Raw genomic sequence first — 24836 nt, 5'->3', positions numbered from 1 at the left:
ACATGTTCTCCGTTTTTTTATACGTGGGATTTATACAATCTCTTCGGCATACTGCCAGAGTGATTTCAGCAGCATCAACTTTTCTTTGTTATCCGCATATTGCTGGCTCAATAACTGCAGTTCATTGGCGTAATTTTGCAAAAACTCCGGTGTGAATACCTGGCGGCGATGGTCCAGCCAGCGTTGCTGTTCTGCTTCGTCCAGCGTTCCCGGGAAGTTACGTGCACGGTAATTAAACAACAGTTTTTCAATGCGCTTATCGACAAAGGAGATATCCAGCGCCGGTAAATTGCGTGGTTCGGTTTCCAGAACGATTTTCATCGCCGCACGGTCAGCATCGCTGAAAAAGCCGTTATAAAGTTGGGCATCTACGTTATCTGATGGTGTAAAGGGTTCCGCATCTGCAAAGATCGCGACCACTTTGTCGCGTATCTGCGGATTTTCGCGCAGGACTTTGAGATTATCCAGACAGTGCTGGCGGTTAATGCCAAGACGGTCGGCATCTTCCGGACGCAGGGTATTCGCCTGTGCCAGTACCGGGCATTTGTTGATGTGCACCAGTTTAACCGGTACGGCCGGGTTATCACTCAGATCCGCTTTAGACGTGTAGAGCCGCTCGCGCAGGGCGTCACTGTCGAGTTCGAGCAGCGGCGAAATATCACCGGCTAAGTCGACCATAATAACCGCGTTACGATTCTCCGGATGCCACGCCAACGGCGCTACCCAACTGGTGTTGCCGCGCCATGCGCCGAACATACCAGAGACATGGACCAGCGGCTTCATTTGCGGGACATCAATCAGCGCGGCCAGCTTGTGCTTATTACGATGGCTGTAGAGATAATCAAACAGACGCGGCTGGCGCGACTTCACTAATTGCGCCATTGCGATTGTGGCATATACGTCCGCCATAGCATCGTGAGCATTGGTATGCTCAATACCGTTGGCTTTGGTCAAATGCTCCAGGCGGAAGCTGGGTAAGCCGTCGTCGTTTTCCGGCCAGTTAATGCCTTCAGGGCGCAGGGCATAGCAGGCGCGCATCACATCCAGCAGATCCCAGCGCGAATTATCGTTCTGCCAGCTCCAGGCATAGGGATCGTAGAAATTGCGATACAGGATGTTGCGCGTCACCTCATCATCGAAGCGCACGTTGTTATAGCCCAGGATACAGGTTTTCGGCACGGTGAACAGGGCGTGGATGCGTGCAGCAAAAGCGGCTTCATTCTCTCCCTTTTCTCGTGCTTCCTGCGGTGTGATACCCGTAATCAACACCGCCTCAGGCTGCGGCAGATAATCGTCCGCGGGTTTGCAATAAAAGACTTCTGGTTCACCGATGATGTTGAAATCATTATCTGTGCGGATAGCCGCAAATTGCGCGGGTCTGTCCAGCGCTGGATGGGTACCAAAGGTCTCGTAATCGTGGAAGAGAAAACCAGGTTGCTGCTTGCCGTCATTCATTGTTCAGTTATGTCCGGGATCAATTTAGCGCTGGTTCAAGAATACCAAAAAATAGCGAGATAATCAGCTATGGCATTATCGAAGCTGGATTGTGTACGCAATAAAATTGAGATAAACAGGACATTAATGGAATTAATTAATAAATTCCGCACTGTTAAAATAAATTACGGAAATAAAATATCTTGAGGTTGCGGGTTTGTAAATAATCTAACTGATAACCATTATTGTTATTTCCCTTTTATTTACTGTGTTCTGGAAACTTTAAAAATCTTTTATAAACAATGGTTTTTTTATTTATGTCAATTCGCTGTCATGCATTGTAATGAAATGTGATTGATGTAAAAAATAAATAATCTAAACGCCATATAATTATTGGATATATCTAATAACAGGAGGTTATATGAGCATTAGTCGGCGTAATTTTTTGCGAGGAGTGGGTATAGGCTGTTCAGCCTGTGCGATAGGCAGTTTCCCGCCTGGGGCACTGGCGCGAAATTCTCCAGAGAGTATCAAAGGGAAAACATCCCTGACGCCAAGTTTGTGCGAGATGTGTTCTTTTCGCTGCCCAATTCAGGCTCAGGTGATTAATAATAAAACGGTTTTTATTCAGGGAAACCCTAATGCGCCACAGCAGGGGACACGTGTCTGCGCTCGCGGCGGCAGCGGCGTTAGCCTGGTCAACGACCCTCATCGCATTGTTAAACCCATGAAACGCACAGGACCTCGCGGGAGCGGTGACTGGCAGGTTATTAGCTGGGAACAGGCGTATAAAGAAATCGCCGAAAAAATGACGGCAATAAAAACGCAATATGGTCCCCAGGGAGTCGTCTTCTCGTCTAAATCTGGCTCGCTGTCTGGCCATTTATTTCACCTCGCGACGGCTTTCGGGTCACCGAATACCTTTACTCACGCATCAACGTGTCCTGCCGGTAAAGCCATTGCCGCTAAAGTTATGATGGGTGGCGATTTAGCCATGGATATCGCCAATACCCGTTATATGGTCTCTTTTGGCCATAACCTCTATGAAGGGATCGAGGTTGCTGATACGCATGAGCTGATGACCGCGCAGGAGAAGGGGGCGAAGATGGTCAGCTTCGATCCCCGTCTGTCCGTATTCTCCAGCAAGGCGGATGAATGGCATGCGCTCAAGCCGGGCGGCGATTTACCGGTGCTGATGGCCATGTGTCACGTCATGATCAATGAAAATCTGTATGACGCGGACTTTGTTGCGCGCTACACCACGGGGTTTGAGCAACTGGCAGAAGCGGTACAAGAGACCACGCCGGAATGGGCGCAGCAGCTCGCGGATGTGCCTGCTGATGTCATTGTTCGGGTCACCCGCGAAATGGCCGCCTGCGCGCCTCATGCCATCGTCAGTCCGGGCCATCGCGCGACGTTTTCGCAAGAAGAAATTGATATGCGGCGCATGATTTTTACCCTCAATGTGCTGCTTGGCAATATTGAGCGTGAAGGCGGTATGTACCAGAAAAAAGCGGCGGCAACTTACAATAAGCTGGCTGGAGAGAAGGTCGCTCCGGTGCTGGCAAAACCCGATGTCAAATTACCCAAGCCAACGGCGCAGCGTATCGATCTGGTAGCCCCGCAGTTTAAGTACATCGCGGCGGGCGGTGGTGTGGTGCAAAGCATCATTGATGCTGTGTTAAACCAGACGCCTTATCCGGTGAAGGGATGGATTATGTCCCGACACAACCCTTTCCAAACCGTAACCTGTCGACCAGATCTGGTCAAAACCGTTGAACAGCTCGACCTTGTGGTCAGTTGTGATGTCTACCTAAGCGAAAGCGCGGCGTATGCCGACTACCTTTTGCCTGAATGTACTTACCTTGAGCGCGATGAAGAAGTTTCAGACATGTCGGGTCTGAATCCAGCCTATGCCCTGCGTCAGCAGGTAGTAGAACCTATTGGTGATGCGCGTCCGAGCTGGCAAATCTGGAAAGAGCTGGCCGTGCAGTTAGGCCTTGGCCAATTCTACCCATGGCAGGATATGCAAACGCGTCAGTTATACCAGCTTAATGGCGATCATGCGCTATCTGCTGAATTGCGTCAGAAAGGGTATCGGGAGTGGGGTGTTCCGTTGCTGCTGCGTGAACCTGAAGCGGTGCGTCAGTTTGTGGAACGCTATCCGGACGCGGTGGCGGTTGACAGCGACGGTACCTATGGCGAGCAACTGCGCTTTAAATCTCCGTCAGGAAAAATCGAACTCTATTCCGAAGAGCTGGAAACGCTCCTGCCTGGATACGGTATTCCGCGCGCGCGCAATTTTGCGCTTAAAGGCGACAGTGAACTCTATTTTATCCAGGGAAAAGTGGCGGTTCATACCAACGGTGCGACGCAATACGTGCCACTGCTTAGCGAGTTGATGTGGGATAACGCGGTGTGGATCCACCCGCAAACGGCCCGTGAAAAAGGCATCAAAAGCGGTGATGACATCTGGCTGGAAAATGCGACCGGCAAGGAAAAAGGCAAAGCGCTGGTCACCGCCGGAATTCGGCCCGATACGCTGTTTGTTTATATGGGATTTGGCGCCAAGGCGGGAGCCAAAACCGCTGCGACAACGCACGGTATCCATTGCGGTAATTTGCTTCCGCATGTTACCAGTCCGGTTTCCGGTACGGTGGTCCACACCGCTGGCGTTACGCTTCGTCGGGCATGAGAAAGGAGAACATCATGAATCAATCTACGAACCCTTATGTCATGCTGCATGACGAGAAACGCTGTATCGGCTGTCAGGCATGTACGGTTGCCTGCAAAGTTCTGAATGATGTGCCAGAGGGATTTAGCCGTCTACAGGTGCAGATCCGTTCACCCGAACATGAACCCGAGGTGCTGTCCCACTTCCAGTTTGTTCGCGTTTCCTGTCAGCATTGTGAAGATGCGCCGTGTGTCAGCGTTTGTCCGACCGGTGCATCATTTCGCGACGAAAATGGCATTGTGCAAGTGGATAAGTCTCGCTGTATTGGCTGTGACTACTGCGTTGCCGCTTGTCCGTTCCATGTCCGTTATCTCAATCCGCAAACGGGAATTGCCGACAAATGTAACTTCTGCGCAGATACCCGACTCGAGAGCGGTCAATCGCCCGCATGCGTTTCCGTTTGTCCGACGGATGCGCTGAAATTTGGTCGTCGTGACGATCCGGAAATTCAGCACTGGATAAATCAAAAAGAGGTTTATCGCCAGCAGGATACGCGTAGCGGTCCGGTGAGTGTTTATCGGCGTAAAGAGATCCATCAGGAGGGTAAAGCATGAATTCTATCTGGGGAGCAGAGCTTAACTATGCGCCGGACTACTGGCCGCTGTGGCTCATTTATGCAGGCGTTGTTGTTGTGCTGATGATTGCGGGCCTGGTTATGCACGCGCTGTTACGTCGGATGCTGGCACCCAAGACGGCAACCGGAGAAGAGCACCGGGATTACCTTTATTCTCTGGCAGTCCGCCGCTGGCACTGGGGTAATGCGCTGCTTTTTATCCTGCTTTTGCTGAGTGGCCTGTTTGGTCACTTCTCTGTCGGACCGGTGGCATTGATGGTGCAGGTACATACCTGGTGCGGTTTCGCCTTGTTGGCCTTCTGGGTTGGTTTTGTGCTAATCAACGCAACCAGCGGCAACGGTTGTCATTACCGGGTGAAGTTTAATGGGTTGATATCACGCTGCTTGTTGCAAACGCGCTTTTATCTGTATGGCATCATGAAGGGTGAACCACACCCGTTTGCCGCAACGGCAGAGAGTAAATTTAACCCGCTACAACAGCTGGCTTATCTGGCCATCATGTATGCGCTGGTTCCGCTGCTAATCATCACCGGGTTGTTATGCCTCTACCCGCAGGTGATAGGGGCAGGGCCTGTGATGCTGGTGCTGCATATGGTGTTGGCGATTGTCGGCTTACTGTTCATCTGTGCACATATTTACCTGTGCACGCTGGGTGACACTCCGGGGCAAATTTTCCGCAGCATGATAGATGGCTATCATCGTCATCGCAGCCATCACGCAGAAACGGCACCGCGCAAAGGGTAATGCCCGCCGCGGTTGATATCTGAAAACCTTTCCTTACAGCAAGAAAATGTGCCTTATGTCACATTTTCTTGCAATTTATCCATGTTTGTTCGCCAGAACTTCCGTAAAAAGAACGGCTATTTCTCCATTTTCTGAGGACATGCTGTTGAAACGCCGTTTGTTTATTGCCGCTTCACTATTTGCGATGAGTTTTTCGCCCGCGTACGCGACCGACGTCGCCAGTTTCGCTCCACAGCCTCCGGCAATTAATGCCGGTGCGTGGGTATTAATGGATTACACCACGGGCCAAATCCTGACAGCCGGAAATGAACACCAGCAGCGCAACCCTGCCAGCCTGACCAAGCTGATGACCGGCTATGTTGTCGATCGCGCAATCGACAGCAAGCGTATTAGTCCGACAGATATTGTCACTGTAGGACGAGATGCCTGGGCGAAAGATAATCCGGTATTCGTCGGTTCATCCTTAATGTTCCTGAAAGAAGGTGATCGCGTTTCTGTGCGCGATCTGAGTCGCGGGTTAATTGTTGATTCCGGTAATGATGCCTGTGTGGCGCTGGCGGATTACATCGCCGGAGGGCAGCCGCAGTTTGTCGCGATGATGAACAACTATGTGCAAAAACTGAACTTGCGGGACACGCATTTTGAAACGGTACATGGTCTGGATGCGCCAGGTCAGCACAGCTCAGCATACGATTTGGCCGTGCTGTCGAGAGCTATCATCCATGGAGAGCCGGATTTCTATCATATGTACAGTGAAAAAAGCCTTACCTGGAACGGAATCACGCAGCAAAACCGTAACGGTTTGTTGTGGGATAAAACCATGAACGTCGATGGTCTGAAGACAGGACATACCTCCGGCGCTGGATTCAACCTGATTGCTTCTGCCGTTGATGGGCAGCGCCGCCTGATTGCAGTTGTGATGGGGGCGGAGAGTGCGAAAGGGCGTGAAGACCAGGCGCGAAAACTGCTGCAATGGGGACAACAGAACTTCGATACTGTGCAGGTATTACGTAGCGGTAAGCAGGTTGGTATTGAACGGATCTGGTACGGCGATAAAGAAAAAATTAGCCTTGGCACAGAGCAGGATTTCTGGATGGCCCTGCCTAAAGCCGAAGTCGCGAATATCAAGGCAAAATATGTTCTTGATAAGAAAGAACTGGTTGCCCCCATTGCTGCCCATCAACGTGTGGGGGAAATTGAACTCTACGATCGGGATAAACTGGTGGCGCACTGGCCTCTTGTTACGCTGGAGTCTGTCAACGAAGGCGGCGTCTTCTCGCGTTTGAGCGATTACTTCCACCACAAGGCGTAGTTTTTCCTGATGTGCCTGACTGGCAAGAGTGCGAATCTGCTCACATAATAATCACTGATTCCTTGTGGCCGTCATACCTAAAAATTACACTGTATATAAATACAGTGTAATAGCGGAGGTTATATGGAGTACGAGATAAAGCAGGTCGAGAAACGCATAATTGCCGGTTTCCATATGGTTGGACCGTGGGAACAAACGGTAAAGCAGGGTTTCGAGCAGTTAATGATGTGGGTTGACGGTAAGCAGATCGTACCGCTGGAATGGATAGCCGTTTATTACGACAATCCTGACGTTGTTCCGGCGGAAAAACTGCGTTGTGATACCGTGGTGTCTGTGCCTGAAGGTTTTGAGATCCCAGAAAACAGCGAAGGGGTGATCCAGACCGAACTGGCGGGGGGCGACTATGCTATCGCCGTTGCGCGCGTTGAAAATCATGACTTCGCGACGCCGTGGTATCAGTTCTTTGAACGCCTGCTGCAGGATTCAACGTATGCGATAGCCGCTAAACCCTGCTTTGAAGTTTATATGAACAATGGCATGGAGGACGGCTACTGGGACATTGAAATGTACGTGCCGGTACAGTCGAAGTAACTGTTTTTGGTGTAAATCAGGATGAATGTCCTGGTCATCAGGGTGATGTTTTCACTCAAAAAACAGGTACAATTCTGTTCTTTGCAATTCCCTGACGGAGTGCATGAGTGCGTGCAGATAAGTCACTGAGTCCTTTTGAAATTCGTTTGTATCGTCATTATCGTGTGGTGCATGGTGTTCGCATTGCGCTGGCGTTTCTTTTTACTTTTCTGTTGGTTCGCCTGTTGAACATTCCTGAAGGTACATGGCCTCTGATTACGCTGGTGGTAATCATGGGGCCTATTTCCTTTTGGGGGAACGTTGTCCCCAGAGCGTTTGAGCGTATTGGCGGGACAATTCTGGGTTCGGTACTTGGGCTGGTGGCTCTTCGTCTGGAGCTCTTTTCACTTCCGCTAATGCTGATATGGTGCGCGGTGGCGATGTTTCTCTGCGGCTGGCTGGCACTGGGTAAAAAGCCGTATCAGGCGTTGCTGATTGGTATAACGCTTGCGGTTGTTGTGGGCGCTCCCGCTGGTGATATGAACACAGCGTTATGGCGCGGTGGCGATGTTATTTTGGGTTCATTACTGGCAATGCTGTTTACCGGTATCTGGCCGCAGCGGGCATTTATACACTGGCGAATTCAGCTGGCGCATTGCGTAACGGGGTACAATCGGGTGTATCAGGCTGCGCTATCTCCCAACCTGCTGGAGCAACCGCGACTGGAAAAGCATTTACAACAGCTTTTAAGCGATGTTGTCAAAATGCGTGGGCTCATCGTTCCTGCCAGCAAAGAAACCCGCATTCAAAAATCAATCTTTGAAGCTATTCAGACGGTTAATCGCAACCTGGTCTGCATGCTTGAGCTGCAAATCAATGCGCTCTGGGCCAGCCGTACCAGCCACTTTGTCATGTTGAATGCGCATACTTTGCGTGAAACACAGCTCAGGACACAACAGGCGCTACTGACGATAACCCACGCATTGTATGAAGGTAATCCACAACCGGTGCTTGCCAATACGGAAAAACTCAATGACACCGTGGTGGAGTTACGACAGCTTATTGCTGAGCATAAGGGCGATAATGTCGCTGAAACGCCCATTCACGGCTACGTTTGGCTAAATATGGAAATGGCGCGACAGCTGGAGTTGCTCTCTCATTTGATCTGTCGCGCGCTGCGCAAATAAAGAGCAGATGAGGGGATTGGTTCTACTGCTGCTTCGATTCAGCAACGAATAGAGGTATGATACTGAAAAAGGCTAAAACCATTGGTAACTGCAATGGCTTTACCCTCGATAATTCAGGTTTCAACCATGCATGGTCGATGCAGATGCAACTTGAAGTATGGCGGGCATGAAAGTAATGTTGACCCACTTTAGCCGTTGTTTTAACGAATCCGAATCTCACATTATCAGGGGTGTAAAAATGGAAACTACCAAGCCTTCATTCCAGGACGTGCTGGAATTTGTTCGTCTGTTCCGTCGTAAAAACAAACTGCAACGTGAAATCCAGGACGTTGAGAAAAAGATCCGTGACAACCAGAAACGTGTTCTGCTGCTGGACAACCTGAGCGACTACATCAAGCCTGGAATGAGCGTGGAAGCGATTCAGGGCATTATCGCCAGCATGAAAAGCGATTATGAAGATCGTGTTGATGATTACATCATCAAAAACGCTGAGATCTCTAAAGAGCGCCGCGACATCTCTAAAAAGCTGAAAGCGATGGGCGAAGTGAAAAACGGCGAAGCGAAAGCCGAGTAACGATTTTATGCTTGTCCGGGTCGCTGCTTAGCGGCGGCCCTTATTGCAGTTCGACCCCGCCAGTTACCATCCGCAACAAATGCTGTTCCGGCCAGTGTTCCGTCAATTTTTTCTGCGTCAGCATCCATTTAATGTAGTCCACATCATGACGCTTTCTGTCGAGCATCAGACCGACTACGCTGCCACTGTGCGCAACGTTGACACCGTATAAATCACATTCTTCTACCAGCGCTAAAAGTGAATCAAAATTTGGTTTAGGTAACAGCAACTGGCTGGCGATCGCGCTCAGCGTGGCGGCTTCACCCATCCGATAAGGATTTTGACTGATACAGGCTTCCTGTACCTTTTCCCATGCGCGTTTCAGCGCTGGAGCGCCTGCCAGTAACCCTGACTGGCGTGGAGTACGGTGATAATCAGCAGTAAGCAAGGTTTCCGGACTTTCGAGAACCAGCAGATCGAGTTGAGGCTGGGCTTCACAAGCAATTTGCGTGGAGGCGTCGTTATGATCGAACAGCGTAAGCTGGCGGAAAACGGTGCTGTCGGTAGGTTCCAGCGAAACGCAAAGCTGCGCCAGAGTAGATTCGTCTAGCTGATGACCCAGATACTGCGCCGTGGCGATTGCCGTGGCGGCGATATCCGCTGTGCTGCTGGCCATCCCTTTAGCGACAGGAATGGTTGATTGGACATCAATTCGAATATCCTGACTCATTTGTGCCGGGTATTGCCAGTGCAGCAATAACCTCTCAACCATCGCCCGCGAAAGTGGACGTTCATCTGTCAGCGGTGAACCTGAAGTGACCTCAACGGTGCTATACCATTCAACCGGGCAGGAGACCAATTTCTCACTGCCCAGAATCCAGCCCTGGATAAGTTCTCCGCACGATGCGGGACATTGCGCAACAGCCACGTCTTCACCTATGTGATCAGCAATCTTCGGCGCATAGTGTCATGGCGATCGCGCTATTACCATGATTTGCCGCAATTTGCGGTGCGGCAGTATTATGCAGGAATGCCCAATGTCACAGTTTCAGATATCGCTAAACGCATAACGTCTTGCGCAATCATCAGCTCTTCATTGGTATTAATCACCGCCACTTTGACCATCGCATTTTCAGTCTGAATGAAGGTGGCATTACGCTGATTTTTTTCCTCATCAACGGCCAGCCCCAGGAAATTCAGATTACGACAAATCGCAGCGCGCGCCCGTGCGGAGTTTTCGCCAATACCACCGGTAAACACCAGGGCATCCAGACCGCCCATCTGCATAATATAGCTACCAATGGTGGCACGAATGCGCTCAGCAAAAAGCGTCAACGCCAGCGCCGCCTGGTGATTGCCCGTATCTGCGGCATGTTCAACGTCGCGGTAGTCAGGTGAGATGCCAGAAACACCGAGCAATCCGGACTCATTGTTGAGCAATTGGTTGAGCTGCTGCGGTGTTTTGCCTTCTCGCAGGGCAATCCACGGTAAAATGGACGGATCGATATCGCCACTTCGCGTGCCCATCATCACGCCAGACTGCGGCGTAAAGCCCATTGACGTATTCACCGATTGTCCGCCTTTGATGGCGCAGATGCTGCTGCCGTTGCCCAGATGACAACAAACAACGCGCAGGGCGCTGAGTGGTACACCCAGTTTTTCAGCAAGCTGTGAGCTAACGTATTTGTGGCTGGTACCATGAAAACCATAGCGACGAATACCCAACTCTGCATAGTAACGCCAGGGCAGGGGATAGATGAAAGAAGGCTCATCAAGCGTTTGATGAAAGGCGGTGTCGAACACCGCAACGGCTGGTGTTTTGGGCAATAGCTGGCGGAATACCGCGATCCCCAACGCATTTACCGGGTTATGCAGAGGGGCCAGTTCCGCGAGTCGCTCGATTTCTGCCAGCGTTTCATCAGTTACCAGCGCGGAGTCTTTAAAAGATTCTCCGCCGTGCGCGACGCGATGACCCACGCCGTCGATCTCTTCCAGACTGTTGATAATGTGGTGGTTGAGCAGTTTTTCCAGGAGCAACGTTACGGCTTCACGGTGATCGGCTACGGGCAAAGTCTCCTGCCATTTCTGCGCTGGCGTTTTTAGGGTGACCTGCGCATCAGACAAACCGATACGTTCAATCAACCCCTGACAGATCATTTCACCCTGCGGCATCGCCAGTAGTTGAAATTTAAGCGAGGAACTACCTGCATTAATGGCCATTATTTTGTGAGACATGAAGGTTCCTTTGCATTCAGAAAAATGAACATCTCATCGACCCCAGTATTCTCCAGCGCGCTGGTGACAAATACTTTTTGCGCACCAGCCTGAACTAACCAACTCTCCACAAGAGAAATACGCTGCGGATTGGCTAAATCGGCTTTGGTAACGAGGCCAATAACGGGTCGGTTCATTGGTCCGGTAAAACCGGGAGAAAATGGTGACCACGGCGCGTCAGCATTGAGTACCAGCGCAATAATGTCTGCTTCACAGGCGCTGGCCAGCAGCGCGCTGTACAGGCAGCGGTTCTCAAGATATTCACCCGGTGTGTCTATTGTCGTAGGAGACCAGACTATGGCCTGGGTCTTCTGATAGTGAAGCGCCTCTCCCCGCATGCACTGCGTGAGCGACGTTTTACCGCACTGGCTGGGGCCAATTAGCATGATACGTTTCATGAGATTACGTCCGGGTGATGGGACACGCGGTAAAACGCATCATTTCGCCGAGCGTTCGGATTACCTGTTTCAGCGCGTACTCAACGGCGGAAACATCACCCGTCAGTACCACCGCGCCGGTAAACCGGTCGAGAAAACCAATCTCTACCGCCCCGGATTTCGTGGCGATATCACAGGCGATGATTGAGGCTTCGCTGGGGGTAATGGTCAGAATACCGATTGCGGAAACCGAATCTGGTAATCCCAGCTTCTTGAACAAATCTTTACCTGGATTAGCAATAAGATGCGCCAGCGTGACCTGTTTGCCTGGTACATATTCCTGAATCATTCGATCCGTGGTGGGTTGTCTTTCCATTATCCCTCCACCATTTGTCGCCACATGCTTTCATGCGGGCGAGGTATGACCGAGCGGTAAACCAGCAGGCCTTTTTCACCCGCACTTTCACTGGCAACAGTCACTGCGTTATTCACATCGGATACATCGCCAGCAACGACCATGTAGCACTTGCCGCCAATACCAAATGCCATATGGACGCGTACCAGCGTGACGTTGGAGGCTTTAACCGCCCGGTCGGCGGCGCAGATGCAGGCAGCAACGCTCCATGTTTCGACAATACCAACTGCCTGACGCTTATCCACGCTGTTTAGTCCGCTGATTGCGGGGAGTACGCTGGCATGAATGTTGGGGAGTACCAGACTGTCAACGAGCATATCGCCAGCAAGAGATGTTCCAGTGGCAATCGCCTGTTGTACGGCACCTACGTCACCACCGAGCATGAGTAGAAATTTTCCCGGGCAGATGGTCTTGCTGACCAGTAAATTCACATTCGCGCTTTTTAACATGGCATCACCAGCTTCCATCCCTTTGGCAATGCTGGTGAGTTCTAAAATCCCTATAGCCTGAGACATGATTAACCTCTAATTACCGTGATAGATTGCTCAGTGATTTCGCTGACAATACCGTCAATGCTGGCGTGAACAGGCGCGCCTAATGCACCGGACGGCACATCGGCAACGCATTGACCGCGAACAACGCGTTCGCCTTGTTCTACACATGGGATGGCGCTGGCACCAATATGCTGGCGTAACAACAGCGTCGTTTTATCTGTGGAATAATCAGTCTCAGTCAGTGGCGCATCGTGATACCAGTCGCTAAGGCCCAGTTTGGCAATAAGACGCTTAACCGGGATGAGCCGGTATTTCGCCATTTCATCCTCAGGATTGAGCGGCCCTTCATAACGATGGTTGAGCGCCCGTAGTTCGCGTTTCAGCATACGGTTGATGCGCATCGGTGAAATCCCAACCGGGCAGGCTACGCTTTCACACACGTTGCATTCTGAACAGGTCAGGGCGGTGAGCAGCAGCTGTGGTGTGGCCGCCTGCTGATAATTAACCGCACGAACCAACAGGTGCGGGGATAATTCATGGCCGATCAAATGCCTTGGGCACAAATCCGTACACAAACGGCACTGCTCGCAAACGGTTTTTGCTACAGAAAGCACGGTGCGTTCATCCTGCATCCGCCGCTGAATTAACGCATGAGACTTAGGCAAAACCAGCAGGCCCCCGGTGGTCTTGCTTACGGGGGTATCCAGTGAAGTAATCAGGCCGCCCATCATCGGACCACCGTTAATAAAGCCGGGATCGTCAACGGTTGCGCCACCGGCCAGCGCCAGAACGTCACGCAAAGACATTCCGATAGGGACAGTGAGTGTGATGGGACTGGCGACTGCACCGTTAACGGTCAGGGTACGACGCGTCACGGGGTACTGCTGCTCAACTGCTCTGGCGATGTTGAGTACGGTCTGGACGTTATTGACCACTACACCGACGCTGACTGGCAGCGCGGCAGGCGGAACTCTCCGACCTGTTGCCATCCAGATGGTCAGAACCTCGTCACCAGCCGGGTAGACATCGGGCAAAATATGTAAGCGGATCCCGGTAGGCAGAAGGGGCGTTAATGCATTGATAGCCTTCTGGTATTTCTCTTTGAGCGCAATAATCCCGGCACTGGCTCCGGTCGCCGTCATGGCATATTGAACGCCGCGGATAAGTCGATCAGCCTCGACGGCCATCAACTGCTGGTCAACTTTCAGCATTGGCTCACATTCAGCCGCATTGACCAGAAAGGTATCGACCTGCGCCTGTAATTTTACGTGAGCAGGAAAGCCTGCGCCTCCGGCGCCGACAACACCCGCTGCGCGAACGCGTTCGCGAATGGTCTGCGCATCATAAAGCGTGGACTCTGCCGTCATGGCTGTCTTCATAATAATTCCTCAAGCAGTTCCTGCATGGTACTGGCATCGGCAACACGAGGATTGGTTTGCAGCGTGACGTCAGCCAGCGCGGCCTGAACCATCAATGGGATACGTTGTGACCAGGCTTGCTTTCCGTCTTTAAGCGCGTCAACAAAAGAAGGCAACGCACACTGTTTTTTCAGTAGCTCGATATGATGAATGAGCGCATTCAATGCCGCTGTATCGTTCGCGTTATCCGGGCATAGGTGGCAGGCTTTAGCAAAACGGGCATAGCGCTTCGCAGCCCGCGGGTCGCGGGCATTAAAATGAATGACATGGGTCAGCAGCAGCGCATTGGCAAGTCCATGCGGCAGATGAAACTGACCGCCCAACTGATGGGCAATCGCATGATTGATCCCCAGTCCAGCCTGACTAAATGCCATTCCCGCGAGCGTTGATGCATTGTGCATTTTCCCCCTGGTTGCCAGACAGTCGCCTTTGCTGACGGCGACAGGCAGGTACTGGAAGACGATTTGAGCCGCTTTTTCAGCCAGTGCGTCTGTGAAGTCGCTGGCCTTCGTGGACACGTAAGCCTCCAGTGCATGCGTTAACACGTCCATGCCGGTATTCGCGGTGATGGCAGGTGGTACGCTGACGACCAACGTTGGATCAAGGATGGCCATGTCCGGGTAAAGCGCATTATTGAATAATGGATATTTAATGCCTTTATCCGGATCGCTAATCACGCAGGCACTGGTTACCTCGGAGCCTGTGCCGCTGGTGGTGGGAATTGCGACACAGGTTTCAATTTCAATACCGAACTGTCGGCTGAACCAGACGATGGCTTTTGCGGCGTCCAGTGCTGAGCCGCCACCAAAACCCATCACGACGTCTGGTTGCAGGGACTGCATTTGTGCAATCCCTTGAACTACCGTGCCGATGGTGGGATCGGGGGTGATATCGCTGAAAATGCTGATGCGGTTATCCGCTGGCAGAGCGTTGCGCAGCTTTTCAATCAGGGGAGAACGCGCGAGAAAACCATCGCAAATAATCCAGATATGCTTATTCGTGAAACGCTTGAGCACATCCAGACTTCCCTGGCCGCTGTACAATCGAGTTTGCAGTGAAAAGCTATTCATAACGGCCCCATTAGCGAATAGAAAAACCGTTTGTCAGCACGCAACGACGAGAGCGTGCGAAAGTGCGCGCAGATGTTGTTCCTTCACCGGTTGGCGTCGCAATAGTGAAGGTTGTAAAACCTTCGCCACCAACGCCGATCCCGGCGTAAGAGGGGCCATTTTTCACAAAGATGGAGGTCTGAAGCGTGCGCGCGGCAAGGTTCAAACGTGACACATTTTGCGAATGCATAATGGCGGTGTGATGCAATCCCTCTTCAACTTTCAGGGCCAACGTTAATGCACTGTCAAAATCGCTCACCGTTACGACGGGGAGCATTGGCATCAATTGCTCGCTGGTAACCCACGGGTCGTCAGCCTTGACGATGCCTGTCAGTAATCGAGGTTCTTTTGCCGGAACCGGTATTCCTGCTGCTTCCAGTAAGGTTGCCGGGCTTTTACCCACCAGTTTTTTATTGGCTATGCCTTCTGGTAGACAGACAGCGCGCAGTTTGTCTACCTCTTCGCTATTGAGAAGCATCGCACCAAAAGACTGCATCTGTTGAACCAGTCGTTCGGCAACGGCATCAACAACAATCAGGCTCTTCTCAGCAATGCAGGGGAGGTTGTAATCAAAGGATGCGCCATTGATGATATCTTCTGCCGCCTTAACCAGGTCGGCCGTTTCATCAACAATGCAGGGTGGATTTCCTGCGCCTGCGCCGATGACTTTTTTCCCGCTTTTCATGCCCATAGCAACAATACCTGGGCCACCGGTAATCGCCAGAACTGCGATTTTAGGGTGCGCCATCATCTGCTGGGTAGCCTCAAAAGTGGGTTCTGTGACCGTGACGACAAGATTACGAATTCCGCAGCAACGGAAAGCAATATCTTCGATCATGGCAATCAGCTTGAGTGAAACCTTTTTAGCACCCGGATGCGGACTGAAGTAAACGCTATTCCCTGCCGCCAGCATGCTGATGCTGTTGTTAATAATGGTCTCTGTCGGGTTAGTACTGGGGGCGACAGAACCAATCACGCCAAATGGGGAATACTCGAATAACACCATGCCGCCGTCACCGGTTAACGCCGTGGTAGTGAGATCTTCGATTCCTGGAGTGTTGTCCAGCGCGGCTTTATTCTTGAGGAATTTATCCTCTTTGTTGCCCATTCCTGTTTCAGCTGCGCTCTCAGCGGCCAGTGAAGCAAGATGAGGCGTCAGTTCTTCGCGTAGGGCGTTTATGATGGCGCTGCGGGTTTTCAATGGACATTGCTGGTAACGCAGAAAAGCCTGATGCGCTGCATCGATAGCTTCGCCAACGGACGGAAAAATACCGTTACCCTGAACTTCTGCTTTTGCCGGGGCGAGTTGCTCACTCAAAATGTTACGAATAAGGGTTTCAAGTTCTGAAGTATTCATTGATGTGTTCTCACGTTAATCGCCGCAATGGCCGTTTCTGCAATGTCCATATCCTGTTCAACGCTTCCTCCGCTGATGCCAAGACCCCCGAGGAGTAAACCCTCACGCCATAATGCGTACCCGCCACCGAAGGTGACGACTTTTCCCTGCATATGGCTTTCCAGACCGTAAAGCACAGCGCCGGGTTGCACTGCCGATGTCAGCTCATGTGTGGCGGTTTTCATCGCCACGGCAGTCCAGGCTTTTTTGGGTGCCAGTTCGCTACTCACGAGTAATGCGTCAGGCATGCGCCAGACCACCGTTTGGGTCCCGTTCGCATCAACAATGCTAATGACGACCGGAACCTGAAGTTCTTCTGCTCTCGTCACCGCAGCGCGAGTGAGTTGGTGGAGCTCCTGAAAAGACAGAGACATAGTCGGCTCCTTTATGGCTGGTGCTTGAACGGCAGCGAGATAGCGCTCAGCCACTTTCTGAATGATGTCGTTTTGATGGGCGTCATGATCTTCTGCCCGTGCAAGCGCATATAAGCAGTCGGACAGGCGATTGATATAACGCATCAGCACGTGTCTGACGGATATCTCGGTGGAGAGTTCGACCAGTCGTCTCTCTGCACGGCGTGCCAGCGTACGGGCAAAGTGCAGTCGGCTGGCGGCTTCGCTGCGGCCAGGTAGAATAAAGCTGCGCAGGGGCGGTACTCTTCCCATTGCGGTATCGATGGCCGCTTCCAGTGCCGCAATTTCTTCTGAGCTGATGTAGCGCTGCTCTGGCGTTGGTTCTTCGCTTTCGCTTGCCAGTTCGGCGCTGAACCAAAAAAGCTGCAGCTGGATATTTTCAAGTAACTGCCGGTGCTGCGGGGTTTTCGCTGCACAAACGCACAGACTTAGCGCCGCATTCAGTTCGTCCAGCGTACCGTAGGCTTCCACGCGTGGATGCGTTTTGCTCACGCGCTGTCCGGTAAAGAGGGCTGTTGTTCCGGCATCACCAGTGCGGGTATAAATCGCCATAGTTCCTCCTAACGAGAAAGCGTGTCGACAATGCCGACGATAGCCAGATCGATGGCCTCATTAGGGCCAGAAAAAACGTGTCTGGCGCTGGATCCGCTGCTGAGTAATACCAGTTCGCCGGTCCCTGCGCCGACAGAATCAACAGCGACTTCATCTCCACTCACAGGGGAGGCAGGAAGCTCTCCGTCAGCACTTACCCGACGTACCAGCAACAGTTTTTTTCCCACCAGTGATGGGGATTTTTGCGTGGAAACCACAACGCCTGTAACCCGGGCCAGATGCATAGCTCACTCCTGCTTAATTAGTTGGACATTCCGCAGACTGACTGCTTCCTGAGCCAGAGCCGTCACGACACACCGACGGCGCAACACCAGTACGCCATCCCTTAATTGGGCGACGTCGGCATAGCTGAGAAGCTTCTCAGGATGCAAAAAGATGATTCGTCCCCGTTCGTCATTGAACTCCAGCGGCAGACGTGCGAGTTTTTTCACGGGGATTGCGGGTAACAATCGGTGTTGTAGTGAAATTTTCACGCGGACTCCGCATGCCAGCGCGTCGTGAATCTTTCCCACCGACATGTTGGCTGGGCAGCCTTCGGCAATTTGCTCCAGTAATGGCAGATCCACTTGCTGGAGATGGAGCGACGAGTACTGGCAGCATACTGTCCGTGAATCGATTTCCCGTAACTGCGCGACGCTAAGAGTGAGCGTGCTTTCCGCGCGTTTTTTTAATCGGGAAACAACCTCCTCGATAATGCGTTGCAGCAGTTCGTTGTTCATCGTGAGGTCACCAGTGTGGCGAATGCCTGGGGATTATCAGCGCCTGCAGCATTGGCTTCGTCTGTATCGATATGCATTTCGAGGCGCATATCCGGCGAAACGCGTACGGCGACGTTATCGAAAATCAGTCGACGTTCATCGCCATTAATGGCGACCGAGACTTTATCACCATGGGAAACCCGCAGAATCAGAGCATCGAGCGGCGACATATGGATATGCCGTTGGGCGACGATCACCCCAGATGCTAAGTCCAGTTCAGCAAATGGGCTGACGAGACGAACACCGGGTGTGCCCTGAATATTGCCCGACATCCGCAGCGGAGCAGCAATTCCCAACGTGCGGGCGTCGGTACGAGAAATTTCGACCTGGCTGGTACTGCGCAGCGGGCCGAGTAAACGCACATTTTTTAACTGGCCTTTTGGCCCCACCAGCGTGACAGTCTGCTCTGCTGCATATTGTCCTGGCTGCAACAGCCCTTTTTTCTCACTAATGGGGTGATTGGGAAACAAGCGACCGTAATCTTCAGCGCACAGATGAATATGACGATTAGAGATCCCCAGCGGAATCGGGCGCTCGCGCATTTCATCCAGAACCTTAGCGACAGTGGTCTCCAGTTGCTGTTTATCCATTACGCTTCACCTCGTTTGCCAGAGTGAAGACAAAGCGTGCGCGGCTCGCCTTTTTGACGAGGGCAGGCAGGATCAAGACACAAATTGCAGCTAATCAACTCTGCATCTTGTGGCTCTTCGGGGGCTGCATGGTCCACAAATATCTTTTCATGCGGTACGGCTGGTATGGGTTCGGGCGTTGGCTCAGGCTCCAGGACAACGCTATGCGACAGGATCCCGTCCCCGGGTCTGGAAATGACTTTGTGCGCCACCAGTCCATCTCGCTGGTCAGCGAAACTGACACCGGTGGAAATGGCCGCCTGGACGGAGGCCACATCCCCGATTATCTTGATCACCGTCCAGCCTGAGCCGTTGGTTTTTTCGAGGCCCACCAGCGTGATGGAGGCGGCTTTCGCCATGACGTCCGCGCAACTGATGGCTAATGCCAGACCACTAACTTCAAGTAATCCCAGTGATTGCTTCACGCTGTGCTCCTTGGTTGCAACGACTTATGCGGATTTAGGTAAAATGGCTTCAACGTCGCTGTGCGGACGCGGGATAACGTGGCAGGATTTCACCTCACCAACGGCGCTTGCGGCTGCGCTTCCAGCATCTACGGCTGCTTTCACTGCGCCGACATCACCGCGAACCATAACGGTGATAAGGCCAGAGCCGATTTTTTCGTAACCAACCAACTGCACGTTTGCGGATTTCACCATGGCATCAGCGGCTTCAATAGCGCCGACAAGCCCTTTTGTTTCAACCAGTCCCAGTGCGTTATTCATACTGCTTTTCTCCTGTGGGTTATGAGTGGCATTCCCGGAACGGAATGCCTTTAACCAGCCGCGCAGCGTTGTTACCAATGCTGCGGCGATCGTGGCTATTTTGTTGATACGTCAGCGTAAAAAGTGGTGCTGACGTGGGTAAGTTTTTGTAGTGCACGACCAGTTTTTCGCTGCTACAGCCAATACCGACCAGCAATGGAGACTGGCAGGCGGCCAACCATGCGTTGTGGATAACGTCAGCTGAGCCACTCTCCTGAATCACAAAGGGAATCCCTTCTTCTTCAATACCCAGCAGTACGTCATTCCAGACGTCAGCACAGTCAGCACTGGTGAAGATAACGATGGCTGGGGTGGTGAGATTACTTTCCATGAGCGAATGCCTTATGCCAGGAGAGAATCAGTCCTGTCGCAACCGCATTGCGCGGACCTTCGGTACCACGAATGTTGCCGCGCCCGGCAACCAGTCGATAATGCGCCAGAGCATCGGTGACCAGCTGTGGAACTTCAAAATCCAGAGATGAGCCGCCAACCAGTACCACAAAGGGAATATCCCGAATGTTCCCGGTCGGACTGACCTGACGTAGCGCTCTGAGTGCGTTAGTAACGAAAACGCGCTCCTTGGCGCTGCGACGAATGGCCCGTACTTTCTCCAGCGCCAGTTCACCAGGCAGTGGCACCAGTTCATCGGGTTTCACTACGCACACGCGCGCAAAAACCGTTGGTGGGAGAGGCGTAGGGAAGAACTGAACGCTGCCGTCTTCGTGGCGAAGGTGGAACAAGCTCTCAACTTTCGCCAACGGATACTTTTTAATTTCTTCAGCGAGATAACGGTCATCCAGACCCAGTTCACGGGCAATGATCATCGTGACCATATCGCCTGCGCCTGCCAGGTGCGTGGCAATAATTTCGCCCTTAGGATTGATGATAGAAGCGTCGGTTGAACCCGCGCCGAGATCCAGAATAGCCAGTGGTCGTGTTGTGCCCGGAGTTGTTAAGGCTCCCAGAATGGCAGCTTCGGCTTCGGCCCCGCCAACCTGGACATCAATGTTGAGCTTTTGCGTGATCTCCTGGGCAATCATCGCCATTTGCAGGCGGTCTGATTTCACCATGGAGGCTATGCCGACAGCCTGCTCCAGCGAGAACTCACCGGCAAGTCCACCCGTCACACTGACGGGAACCGAGGTATCGACCGCCAGCAGATCCTGAATAAAAATTTCATGACTGGGTTTGTTGGTTAATTCAGCCATCGTCTGGCGCACATGCTCCAGCATACCGCCAATATTGGTGCCAGCTTCTCCGGTCACGTTATCCAGTTTTCGGCATTCACCAACCGCTTTCATAATCGCTTCGGCGCCCGCGGCAACGTCGACCCGTACGGTACGACCCTGAGACTGTAGCTCCAGATTTCCGGCAGGAATCGCTCGCGCTTTCACATCACCTGACGGCGTTTTCACCACCACGGCTGAACGGTTGCCGATCAGCGCCCGTGCCATCGGAACAATGTTTTTAGTCTCATCGGCATTGAGGCCAAAGACAGTTGCAATGCCGTAGGGGTTAGAAAGGGTTTCAATGACCTTTCCTGGTACAGCGACCTCAATGGCAGCCAGCATCCCCAACGGGATTCGGTCGATATGAAGGACTTCATCGACGATGGGCAGGGGGTGAGTCAGACGATTGCTGACCAACACGCCATCGTCCTGCTGCAAAATAACGCCAGTTAACTGGTATCCAGCTCGGACGGAGGCATTAATCATCGTAGCGACATCGGCGAAATCAAATGCCGATGACACCACCAGAATATAGGGCGTATCCGCCGGGCGGCTGAGAAGGTCTTCCGGCGTAATAGTGACGCCCACGCCTAACCCGACGCCGCCCGGTGTTTTAGGGTTATGGCCGATCATGGTGGATTCAGTGATGATGGTTTCGGTTATTGTTTCCATCGCCACGTCGCCAATGACCGGGGTGGCTTCGTTAATACGGATGAGCGAAATATCGCTGACATTGATACCGACGTTTTTTGCCGCCAGCGTAAGGGCCTCCTGAATGCCAAACACATTACGTAATGTGCCCTTAATTCCGGTGGTTTCTGCCAGCGCGCTGCCAGTGATGCTCAGCACGCCAGACTCATCCAGAGTAGCCAGAGCGACTTCTGTTGACGAGTTGCCTATGTCAATGCCAGCTATATATCGCATGATCCTTTCCCTGAGTTAGTCGTCGCCTTTGAGTTTTTTACGCTCAACGTACAGCGCTGCCGCTTCACGAACGAAAGCTGCACAGATTTTTGCCTGATAACGATTTTCGAGATCGTCGGCGATAACCATCAGCTCATCTTTTGTTGAGCGGTACGGGCGCAGCGCGTTGTAGATCTCAAGAATGCGATCGTCAGGAACGGCGGTTAGCTCGGCTGCACGCTCGAAGTTCATCGCCAGCCTGTCACGTCCGGCATCTTTGGCGATTTCCGCCTGCAGGCGCAGTGTTTCAGGGGTGATGCGCATGTCCTGCGCGGTCACTTTGTTGCTCAGAACATTTTCAAGCGTGAAGTCGTCCAGCGTTTTGTTGGTCGCAGTTTTTACCCACTCAGGATGTTTATTCGCGAGAGGGTAATCCGTGACTTTCGCGGTATGTGCTGATGAACTCGCCGCGGGCGGAGTCGCAGACTCGCCTTGCAGGCTGTTCATCCGGCTCAACACATCCCGAACCATCGATTCAATTGCGTCGGTATTCATGGAGGTATCCTTTATCAAAGCGCCACGCGCAGTTCCTGCGGGTTTTTGCCTGTCACAACGTATTTGGTCTCTTTAATGTGCAGAATGGCTGATTTCGCCTGGTACTTAGGACGGGCCATCTGGTCATTCAGAGTAGGGACCGGTTGCGGAGATTCACGCTTGGCATAACGCGCGGCGTTTTTACCGATCTGACGATAGGTTTCCAGCGTCAGAAGCGGTGCCTGAGGGAACAGCTCCAGGTTTGAAAGCGGCGGTAACCCCTGCTGGTGGATAACCGTGGTACCTTTTGACTGGATGCCGATAGAGATCCCGGAACCGCTCAGACGGTTCCCCTCAACGGCGACAAACGCCACATCGGAGGATTTAAAGCAGCGAATAACGCGCGCTTTAATACCTTCTTCTTCAATACCGGCAATCACTTCGCGCAAGATATTCTTATGCGGGATACCTACGATATTGACGGTTTGCGAGAGCCCGAACGCCGGCCCTACGGCAATAATCACTTCATCCTGTTGCTGGCCTTGTTTGGCTTCACCAATCTCGGTCAGAAAGCTGTCTCCCTGTGTCGCCGCAGCCTGAGGTGCGCTTGCCGCTGTAGATGCGCGGAAAGAGACGGGTTTGTCGCTGGTCTGCATTTCAGACAACACATCTTCAATTATCTGGCGCAGTAGTTTTTCATTAATTTCCATTTTTCACCCCTTAGCCAAGCTCGTTGGGATCAAGTGCGCCAGGGATGTTTTTGATTTCTTCCCAGCGTTCGCCCTGCAGGCGATAACCTGTTGCCGGACCGGCATAGTCGTTAACATCATTGACGGCGGATAGCACCTGTCCGTCGCCAACGATAATGGCGGAGGTATGCAGGTAATCCCCGGTTAACTTGGCTTTCTGGATGTTGAGCATGTCCTGAGCGACATCGGTAAATCCGCCCTGAGCTAGGGCTTTCACCACTTCCAGACCGTTACGGTTTTTATTGATGATCTCTTGTGCAAACTTGATGTCTTCAACGATGTTACGTTCCGGCATATCTTTCGAACCGTGGGCGTAGGTCGCAGCTTCCACTTCTTCATCAGTGATTGGTGGTAATCCCATCCCGGCAAAGACGGCCTGCAGCGCACGTGCCGCTTTGTTACGAATGGCGATAACGTCTTCTTCCCGAACCGGGCGCAGACCACCGTCTACTTTCAGGTCACGCTGGAGAACGTTGTAGTCGTCAAAATCTTCAGCATCTTCGTTCGAACCCGCAAACATGTTGTCGTAGTTCGGCACCGCGGAATAACCAGAAGAAATGAAGTCAGTACCCGGCAGGAACTGCATCAGCAGACGCGCAGTACGACGCATATCCGAGTGGGTAAAGGTTTGGTCGTTGCTGGAGGCGCATTCCAGATCCAGAGAGGAACAAATCAGGTTTTCAGCCAACACTGCACGAATGCCTGACGGCACGGCGGAAGGGACACCGATGCAGCTTACTGAACCGTTTTGCAGGCCCTGTACACCCGCAGCTTTGGTGATGTAAATGCAGCGGGCTTCCAGATAAAGCATCGATTTGCCTTCGGCGTAACCCATCTGAACTTCTGAGCCAGAGCCGGAGGTAAAGCGCATTTTCAGACCACGGGAAGCATAGGACGAGGCGAGGAAGCCTTTCGACCATGGCGTGTCATCGCCGTCGGTAAAGACGGGTTCAGTACCATAGACGGAGATGGTTTCCGCGTAGCAGGTGTGGCCTAGCATGCCGAGTTTAAGTTCGGTAGCTTCTTCCAGCGAGCACTGGGTTAATACGCCCGGGCGTCCAACCTGTGAGCCGACTAACAGCGCAATGGCGTTAAATGGCGCATAACGTGCAACGGCAACGGTTGTTTCCTGTTCGTCAAACCCGCGCCATGCGCCTTCAGCGGCATCAGCGGCAATCTGCACCGGGTTATCTTTGACGTTAGTGACGTGCGCTTGTTGAGATGGTGTACGACGAGCACGCATTTTCTGCATCGCCATCATCATCTCAACGACGTTCATATGGGACACCACTTCGACAATTTTTGCCGGCGTCATTGCGGTGGTCAGCGGCACAATGTCTTTGCGCTTCACGTTAGGGTCGCAAAGCATATTGGCCAGTTTGACCGAGTCCATCGCCATGACCTCTTCAGCGCGCGCCAGGTTAATGCCATAGCGGGCAATGAAATGGTCGATTAAGTCAAATTCACTGGCGGATTTACCGTCCAGTTCAGTGACTGTACCGTTGACGATTTTAATCGACGGTTTGGGGTCGTTCGGGCTTTCCATCGCAATGAAGCCTTCTTCGATCCACTCCTTAACGAAACCATCCTGATTCACAGGGCGCTTCGCCAGTGCTTCAAATCTTTTCGATCTCATGAATCAGCCTCACTGATA

27 protein-coding genes are annotated in these 24836 nt (G+C 52.3%); 7 read left to right on the top strand and 20 right to left on the bottom strand.

Annotated elements, in window-relative coordinates; genetic code table 11:
- Window positions 1-30: 30 nt before the first annotated feature.
- Window positions 31-1455, bottom strand: coding sequence for an exodeoxyribonuclease I (gene sbcB / locus OGX83_RS15355; RefSeq protein ID WP_286588444.1), 1425 nt, complete (start codon window positions 1453-1455; stop codon window positions 31-33).
- Between the two features lie 400 nt (window positions 1456-1855).
- Here sbcB and phsA point away from each other — a divergent pair, with 400 nt between their 5' ends.
- The 7 genes from phsA to OGX83_RS15320 all read left to right on the top strand — a co-directional run bounded on the left by phsA (window position 1856) and on the right by OGX83_RS15320 (window position 9129).
- The gene (phsA, locus tag OGX83_RS15350; protein WP_286588442.1) at window positions 1856-4129 is read left to right on the top strand and encodes a thiosulfate reductase PhsA; all 2274 of its coding nucleotides are present in this window, start codon (window positions 1856-1858) and stop codon (window positions 4127-4129) included.
- A gap of 14 nt (window positions 4130-4143) precedes the next feature.
- Window positions 4144-4722 (top strand): thiosulfate reductase electron transport protein PhsB, encoded by a 579-nt coding sequence (gene phsB / locus OGX83_RS15345; protein WP_003834185.1) that lies wholly within the window; start codon window positions 4144-4146, stop codon window positions 4720-4722.
- Window positions 4719-5486 carry a thiosulfate reductase cytochrome B subunit gene (gene phsC, locus OGX83_RS15340; protein ID WP_286588440.1) on the top strand — a complete coding sequence of 256 codons (768 nt, stop codon included), beginning with the start codon at window positions 4719-4721 and terminating at the stop codon, window positions 5484-5486. Before phsB ends, phsC begins: the two co-directional genes overlap by 4 nt.
- A gap of 139 nt (window positions 5487-5625) precedes the next feature.
- Window positions 5626-6798: a serine-type D-Ala-D-Ala carboxypeptidase DacD gene (gene dacD / locus OGX83_RS15335; RefSeq protein ID WP_032941959.1), complete on the top strand. Its 1173-nt coding sequence runs from the start codon at window positions 5626-5628 to the stop codon at window positions 6796-6798.
- Window positions 6799-6921: 123 nt separating this feature from the next.
- Window positions 6922-7389, top strand: a complete 468-nt coding sequence (gene sbmC, locus OGX83_RS15330; protein ID WP_008785156.1) for a DNA gyrase inhibitor SbmC — start codon at window positions 6922-6924, stop codon at window positions 7387-7389.
- Window positions 7390-7496: 107 nt separating this feature from the next.
- Entirely contained in the window at window positions 7497-8555 is a 1059-nt protein-coding gene (locus OGX83_RS15325; RefSeq protein WP_008785155.1) for an FUSC family protein, read from the top strand.
- Window positions 8556-8793: 238 nt separating this feature from the next.
- Complete coding sequence (locus OGX83_RS15320) at window positions 8794-9129, top strand: DUF496 family protein (RefSeq protein ID WP_003834176.1); 336 nt, start codon at window positions 8794-8796, stop codon at window positions 9127-9129.
- Window positions 9130-9169: 40 nt separating this feature from the next.
- Here OGX83_RS15320 and OGX83_RS15315 read toward each other — a convergent pair whose 3' ends face one another.
- The 19 genes from OGX83_RS15315 to pduC form a co-directional block, all read right to left on the bottom strand.
- Window positions 9170-10036 (bottom strand): GHMP family kinase ATP-binding protein, encoded by an 867-nt coding sequence (locus tag OGX83_RS15315; protein WP_003834174.1) that lies wholly within the window; start codon window positions 10034-10036, stop codon window positions 9170-9172.
- A gap of 92 nt (window positions 10037-10128) precedes the next feature.
- Window positions 10129-11343 carry an acetate/propionate family kinase gene (locus OGX83_RS15310; RefSeq protein ID WP_008785153.1) on the bottom strand — a complete coding sequence of 405 codons (1215 nt, stop codon included), beginning with the start codon at window positions 11341-11343 and terminating at the stop codon, window positions 10129-10131.
- Window positions 11328-11780 carry a propanediol utilization protein PduV gene (pduV, locus tag OGX83_RS15305; RefSeq protein WP_008785152.1) on the bottom strand — a complete coding sequence of 151 codons (453 nt, stop codon included), beginning with the start codon at window positions 11778-11780 and terminating at the stop codon, window positions 11328-11330. Before pduV ends, OGX83_RS15310 begins: the two co-directional genes overlap by 16 nt.
- 4 nt (window positions 11781-11784) lie before the next feature.
- Window positions 11785-12135 carry a propanediol utilization microcompartment protein PduU gene (gene pduU, locus OGX83_RS15300; protein WP_286588437.1) on the bottom strand — a complete coding sequence of 117 codons (351 nt, stop codon included), beginning with the start codon at window positions 12133-12135 and terminating at the stop codon, window positions 11785-11787.
- Complete coding sequence (gene pduT, locus OGX83_RS15295; protein ID WP_003030201.1) at window positions 12135-12689, bottom strand: propanediol utilization microcompartment protein PduT; 555 nt, start codon at window positions 12687-12689, stop codon at window positions 12135-12137. Before pduT ends, pduU begins: the two co-directional genes overlap by 1 nt.
- Before the next feature lie 2 nt (window positions 12690-12691).
- Window positions 12692-14047, bottom strand: coding sequence for a cobalamin reductase PduS (gene pduS / locus OGX83_RS15290; RefSeq protein ID WP_286588435.1), 1356 nt, complete (start codon window positions 14045-14047; stop codon window positions 12692-12694).
- The gene (locus OGX83_RS15285; protein ID WP_286588433.1) at window positions 14044-15156 is read right to left on the bottom strand and encodes a 1-propanol dehydrogenase PduQ; all 1113 of its coding nucleotides are present in this window, start codon (window positions 15154-15156) and stop codon (window positions 14044-14046) included. Before OGX83_RS15285 ends, pduS begins: the two co-directional genes overlap by 4 nt.
- 10 nt (window positions 15157-15166) lie before the next feature.
- Complete coding sequence (gene pduP, locus OGX83_RS15280) at window positions 15167-16552, bottom strand: CoA-acylating propionaldehyde dehydrogenase PduP (protein ID WP_286588431.1); 1386 nt, start codon at window positions 16550-16552, stop codon at window positions 15167-15169.
- Window positions 16549-17556, bottom strand: coding sequence for a two-domain cob(I)yrinic acid a,c-diamide adenosyltransferase PduO (gene pduO / locus OGX83_RS15275; protein WP_032943899.1), 1008 nt, complete (start codon window positions 17554-17556; stop codon window positions 16549-16551). The genes pduP and pduO overlap by 4 nt, the downstream gene beginning before the upstream one ends.
- An 8-nt stretch (window positions 17557-17564) precedes the next feature.
- Complete coding sequence (locus OGX83_RS15270) at window positions 17565-17840, bottom strand: EutN/CcmL family microcompartment protein (RefSeq protein WP_003030211.1); 276 nt, start codon at window positions 17838-17840, stop codon at window positions 17565-17567.
- Window positions 17841-17843: 3 nt separating this feature from the next.
- Complete coding sequence (gene pduM / locus OGX83_RS15265; RefSeq protein ID WP_008785146.1) at window positions 17844-18335, bottom strand: microcompartment protein PduM; 492 nt, start codon at window positions 18333-18335, stop codon at window positions 17844-17846.
- Complete coding sequence (locus tag OGX83_RS15260; RefSeq protein ID WP_008785145.1) at window positions 18332-18964, bottom strand: phosphate propanoyltransferase; 633 nt, start codon at window positions 18962-18964, stop codon at window positions 18332-18334. The genes pduM and OGX83_RS15260 overlap by 4 nt, the downstream gene beginning before the upstream one ends.
- Window positions 18964-19428, bottom strand: a complete 465-nt coding sequence (locus OGX83_RS15255) for a BMC domain-containing protein (RefSeq protein WP_241177184.1) — start codon at window positions 19426-19428, stop codon at window positions 18964-18966. The genes OGX83_RS15260 and OGX83_RS15255 overlap by 1 nt, the downstream gene beginning before the upstream one ends.
- A gap of 24 nt (window positions 19429-19452) precedes the next feature.
- The gene (pduJ, locus tag OGX83_RS15250) at window positions 19453-19728 is read right to left on the bottom strand and encodes a propanediol utilization microcompartment protein PduJ (RefSeq protein ID WP_001057752.1); all 276 of its coding nucleotides are present in this window, start codon (window positions 19726-19728) and stop codon (window positions 19453-19455) included.
- A 19-nt stretch (window positions 19729-19747) separates the two neighbouring features.
- The gene (locus OGX83_RS15245) at window positions 19748-20098 is read right to left on the bottom strand and encodes a glycerol dehydratase reactivase beta/small subunit family protein (protein WP_136392085.1); all 351 of its coding nucleotides are present in this window, start codon (window positions 20096-20098) and stop codon (window positions 19748-19750) included.
- Window positions 20088-21920, bottom strand: a complete 1833-nt coding sequence (locus OGX83_RS15240; protein ID WP_286588428.1) for a diol dehydratase reactivase subunit alpha — start codon at window positions 21918-21920, stop codon at window positions 20088-20090. The genes OGX83_RS15245 and OGX83_RS15240 overlap by 11 nt, the downstream gene beginning before the upstream one ends.
- Window positions 21921-21935: 15 nt before the next feature.
- A complete protein-coding gene (gene pduE / locus OGX83_RS15235; RefSeq protein WP_103285490.1) occupies window positions 21936-22454 on the bottom strand; it encodes a propanediol dehydratase small subunit PduE in 519 nt (172 codons plus the stop codon).
- Between the two features lie 14 nt (window positions 22455-22468).
- On the bottom strand, window positions 22469-23143 hold the full coding sequence (pduD, locus tag OGX83_RS15230; protein ID WP_003834131.1) for a propanediol dehydratase medium subunit PduD: 675 nt from the start codon (window positions 23141-23143) through the stop codon (window positions 22469-22471).
- A gap of 10 nt (window positions 23144-23153) precedes the next feature.
- On the bottom strand, window positions 23154-24818 hold the full coding sequence (pduC, locus tag OGX83_RS15225) for a propanediol dehydratase large subunit PduC (RefSeq protein ID WP_003030249.1): 1665 nt from the start codon (window positions 24816-24818) through the stop codon (window positions 23154-23156).
- Window positions 24819-24836 lie beyond the last annotated feature (18 nt).

The sequence above is a fragment of the Citrobacter sp. Cpo074 genome, assembly GCF_030332745.1.
Lineage (GTDB): Bacteria > Pseudomonadota > Gammaproteobacteria > Enterobacterales > Enterobacteriaceae > Citrobacter > Citrobacter portucalensis.
The sequence above is the reverse complement of the archived record's forward strand: the minus strand, read 5'-3'. Positions and strand labels throughout refer to the sequence as shown.

Bases quoted from the DNA above. Each gene is read 5' to 3' on its own strand.
- sbcB (WP_286588444.1), bottom strand. From the start codon at position 1,455: ATGAATGACGGCAAGCAGCAACCTGGTTTTCTCTTCCACGATTACGAG.
- phsA (WP_286588442.1), top strand. From the start codon at position 1,856: ATGAGCATTAGTCGGCGTAATTTTTTGCGAGGAGTGGGTATAGGCTGT.
- phsB (WP_003834185.1), top strand. From the start codon at position 4,144: ATGAATCAATCTACGAACCCTTATGTCATGCTGCATGACGAGAAACGC.
- phsC (WP_286588440.1), top strand. From the start codon at position 4,719: ATGAATTCTATCTGGGGAGCAGAGCTTAACTATGCGCCGGACTACTGG.
- dacD (WP_032941959.1), top strand. From the start codon at position 5,626: ATGCTGTTGAAACGCCGTTTGTTTATTGCCGCTTCACTATTTGCGATG.
- sbmC (WP_008785156.1), top strand. From the start codon at position 6,922: ATGGAGTACGAGATAAAGCAGGTCGAGAAACGCATAATTGCCGGTTTC.
- OGX83_RS15320 (WP_003834176.1), top strand. From the start codon at position 8,794: ATGGAAACTACCAAGCCTTCATTCCAGGACGTGCTGGAATTTGTTCGT.
- OGX83_RS15310 (WP_008785153.1), bottom strand. From the start codon at position 11,343: ATGTCTCACAAAATAATGGCCATTAATGCAGGTAGTTCCTCGCTTAAA.
- pduV (WP_008785152.1), bottom strand. From the start codon at position 11,780: ATGAAACGTATCATGCTAATTGGCCCCAGCCAGTGCGGTAAAACGTCG.
- pduU (WP_286588437.1), bottom strand. From the start codon at position 12,135: ATGGAAAGACAACCCACCACGGATCGAATGATTCAGGAATATGTACCA.
- pduT (WP_003030201.1), bottom strand. From the start codon at position 12,689: ATGTCTCAGGCTATAGGGATTTTAGAACTCACCAGCATTGCCAAAGGG.
- pduS (WP_286588435.1), bottom strand. From the start codon at position 14,047: ATGAAGACAGCCATGACGGCAGAGTCCACGCTTTATGATGCGCAGACC.
- OGX83_RS15285 (WP_286588433.1), bottom strand. From the start codon at position 15,156: ATGAATAGCTTTTCACTGCAAACTCGATTGTACAGCGGCCAGGGAAGT.
- pduP (WP_286588431.1), bottom strand. From the start codon at position 16,552: ATGAATACTTCAGAACTTGAAACCCTTATTCGTAACATTTTGAGTGAG.
- pduO (WP_032943899.1), bottom strand. From the start codon at position 17,556: ATGGCGATTTATACCCGCACTGGTGATGCCGGAACAACAGCCCTCTTT.
- OGX83_RS15270 (WP_003030211.1), bottom strand. From the start codon at position 17,840: ATGCATCTGGCCCGGGTTACAGGCGTTGTGGTTTCCACGCAAAAATCC.
- pduM (WP_008785146.1), bottom strand. From the start codon at position 18,335: ATGAACAACGAACTGCTGCAACGCATTATCGAGGAGGTTGTTTCCCGA.
- OGX83_RS15260 (WP_008785145.1), bottom strand. From the start codon at position 18,964: ATGGATAAACAGCAACTGGAGACCACTGTCGCTAAGGTTCTGGATGAA.
- pduJ (WP_001057752.1), bottom strand. From the start codon at position 19,728: ATGAATAACGCACTGGGACTGGTTGAAACAAAAGGGCTTGTCGGCGCT.
- OGX83_RS15245 (WP_136392085.1), bottom strand. From the start codon at position 20,098: ATGGAAAGTAATCTCACCACCCCAGCCATCGTTATCTTCACCAGTGCT.
- OGX83_RS15240 (WP_286588428.1), bottom strand. From the start codon at position 21,920: ATGCGATATATAGCTGGCATTGACATAGGCAACTCGTCAACAGAAGTC.
- pduE (WP_103285490.1), bottom strand. From the start codon at position 22,454: ATGAATACCGACGCAATTGAATCGATGGTTCGGGATGTGTTGAGCCGG.
- pduD (WP_003834131.1), bottom strand. From the start codon at position 23,143: ATGGAAATTAATGAAAAACTACTGCGCCAGATAATTGAAGATGTGTTG.
- pduC (WP_003030249.1), bottom strand. From the start codon at position 24,818: ATGAGATCGAAAAGATTTGAAGCACTGGCGAAGCGCCCTGTGAATCAG.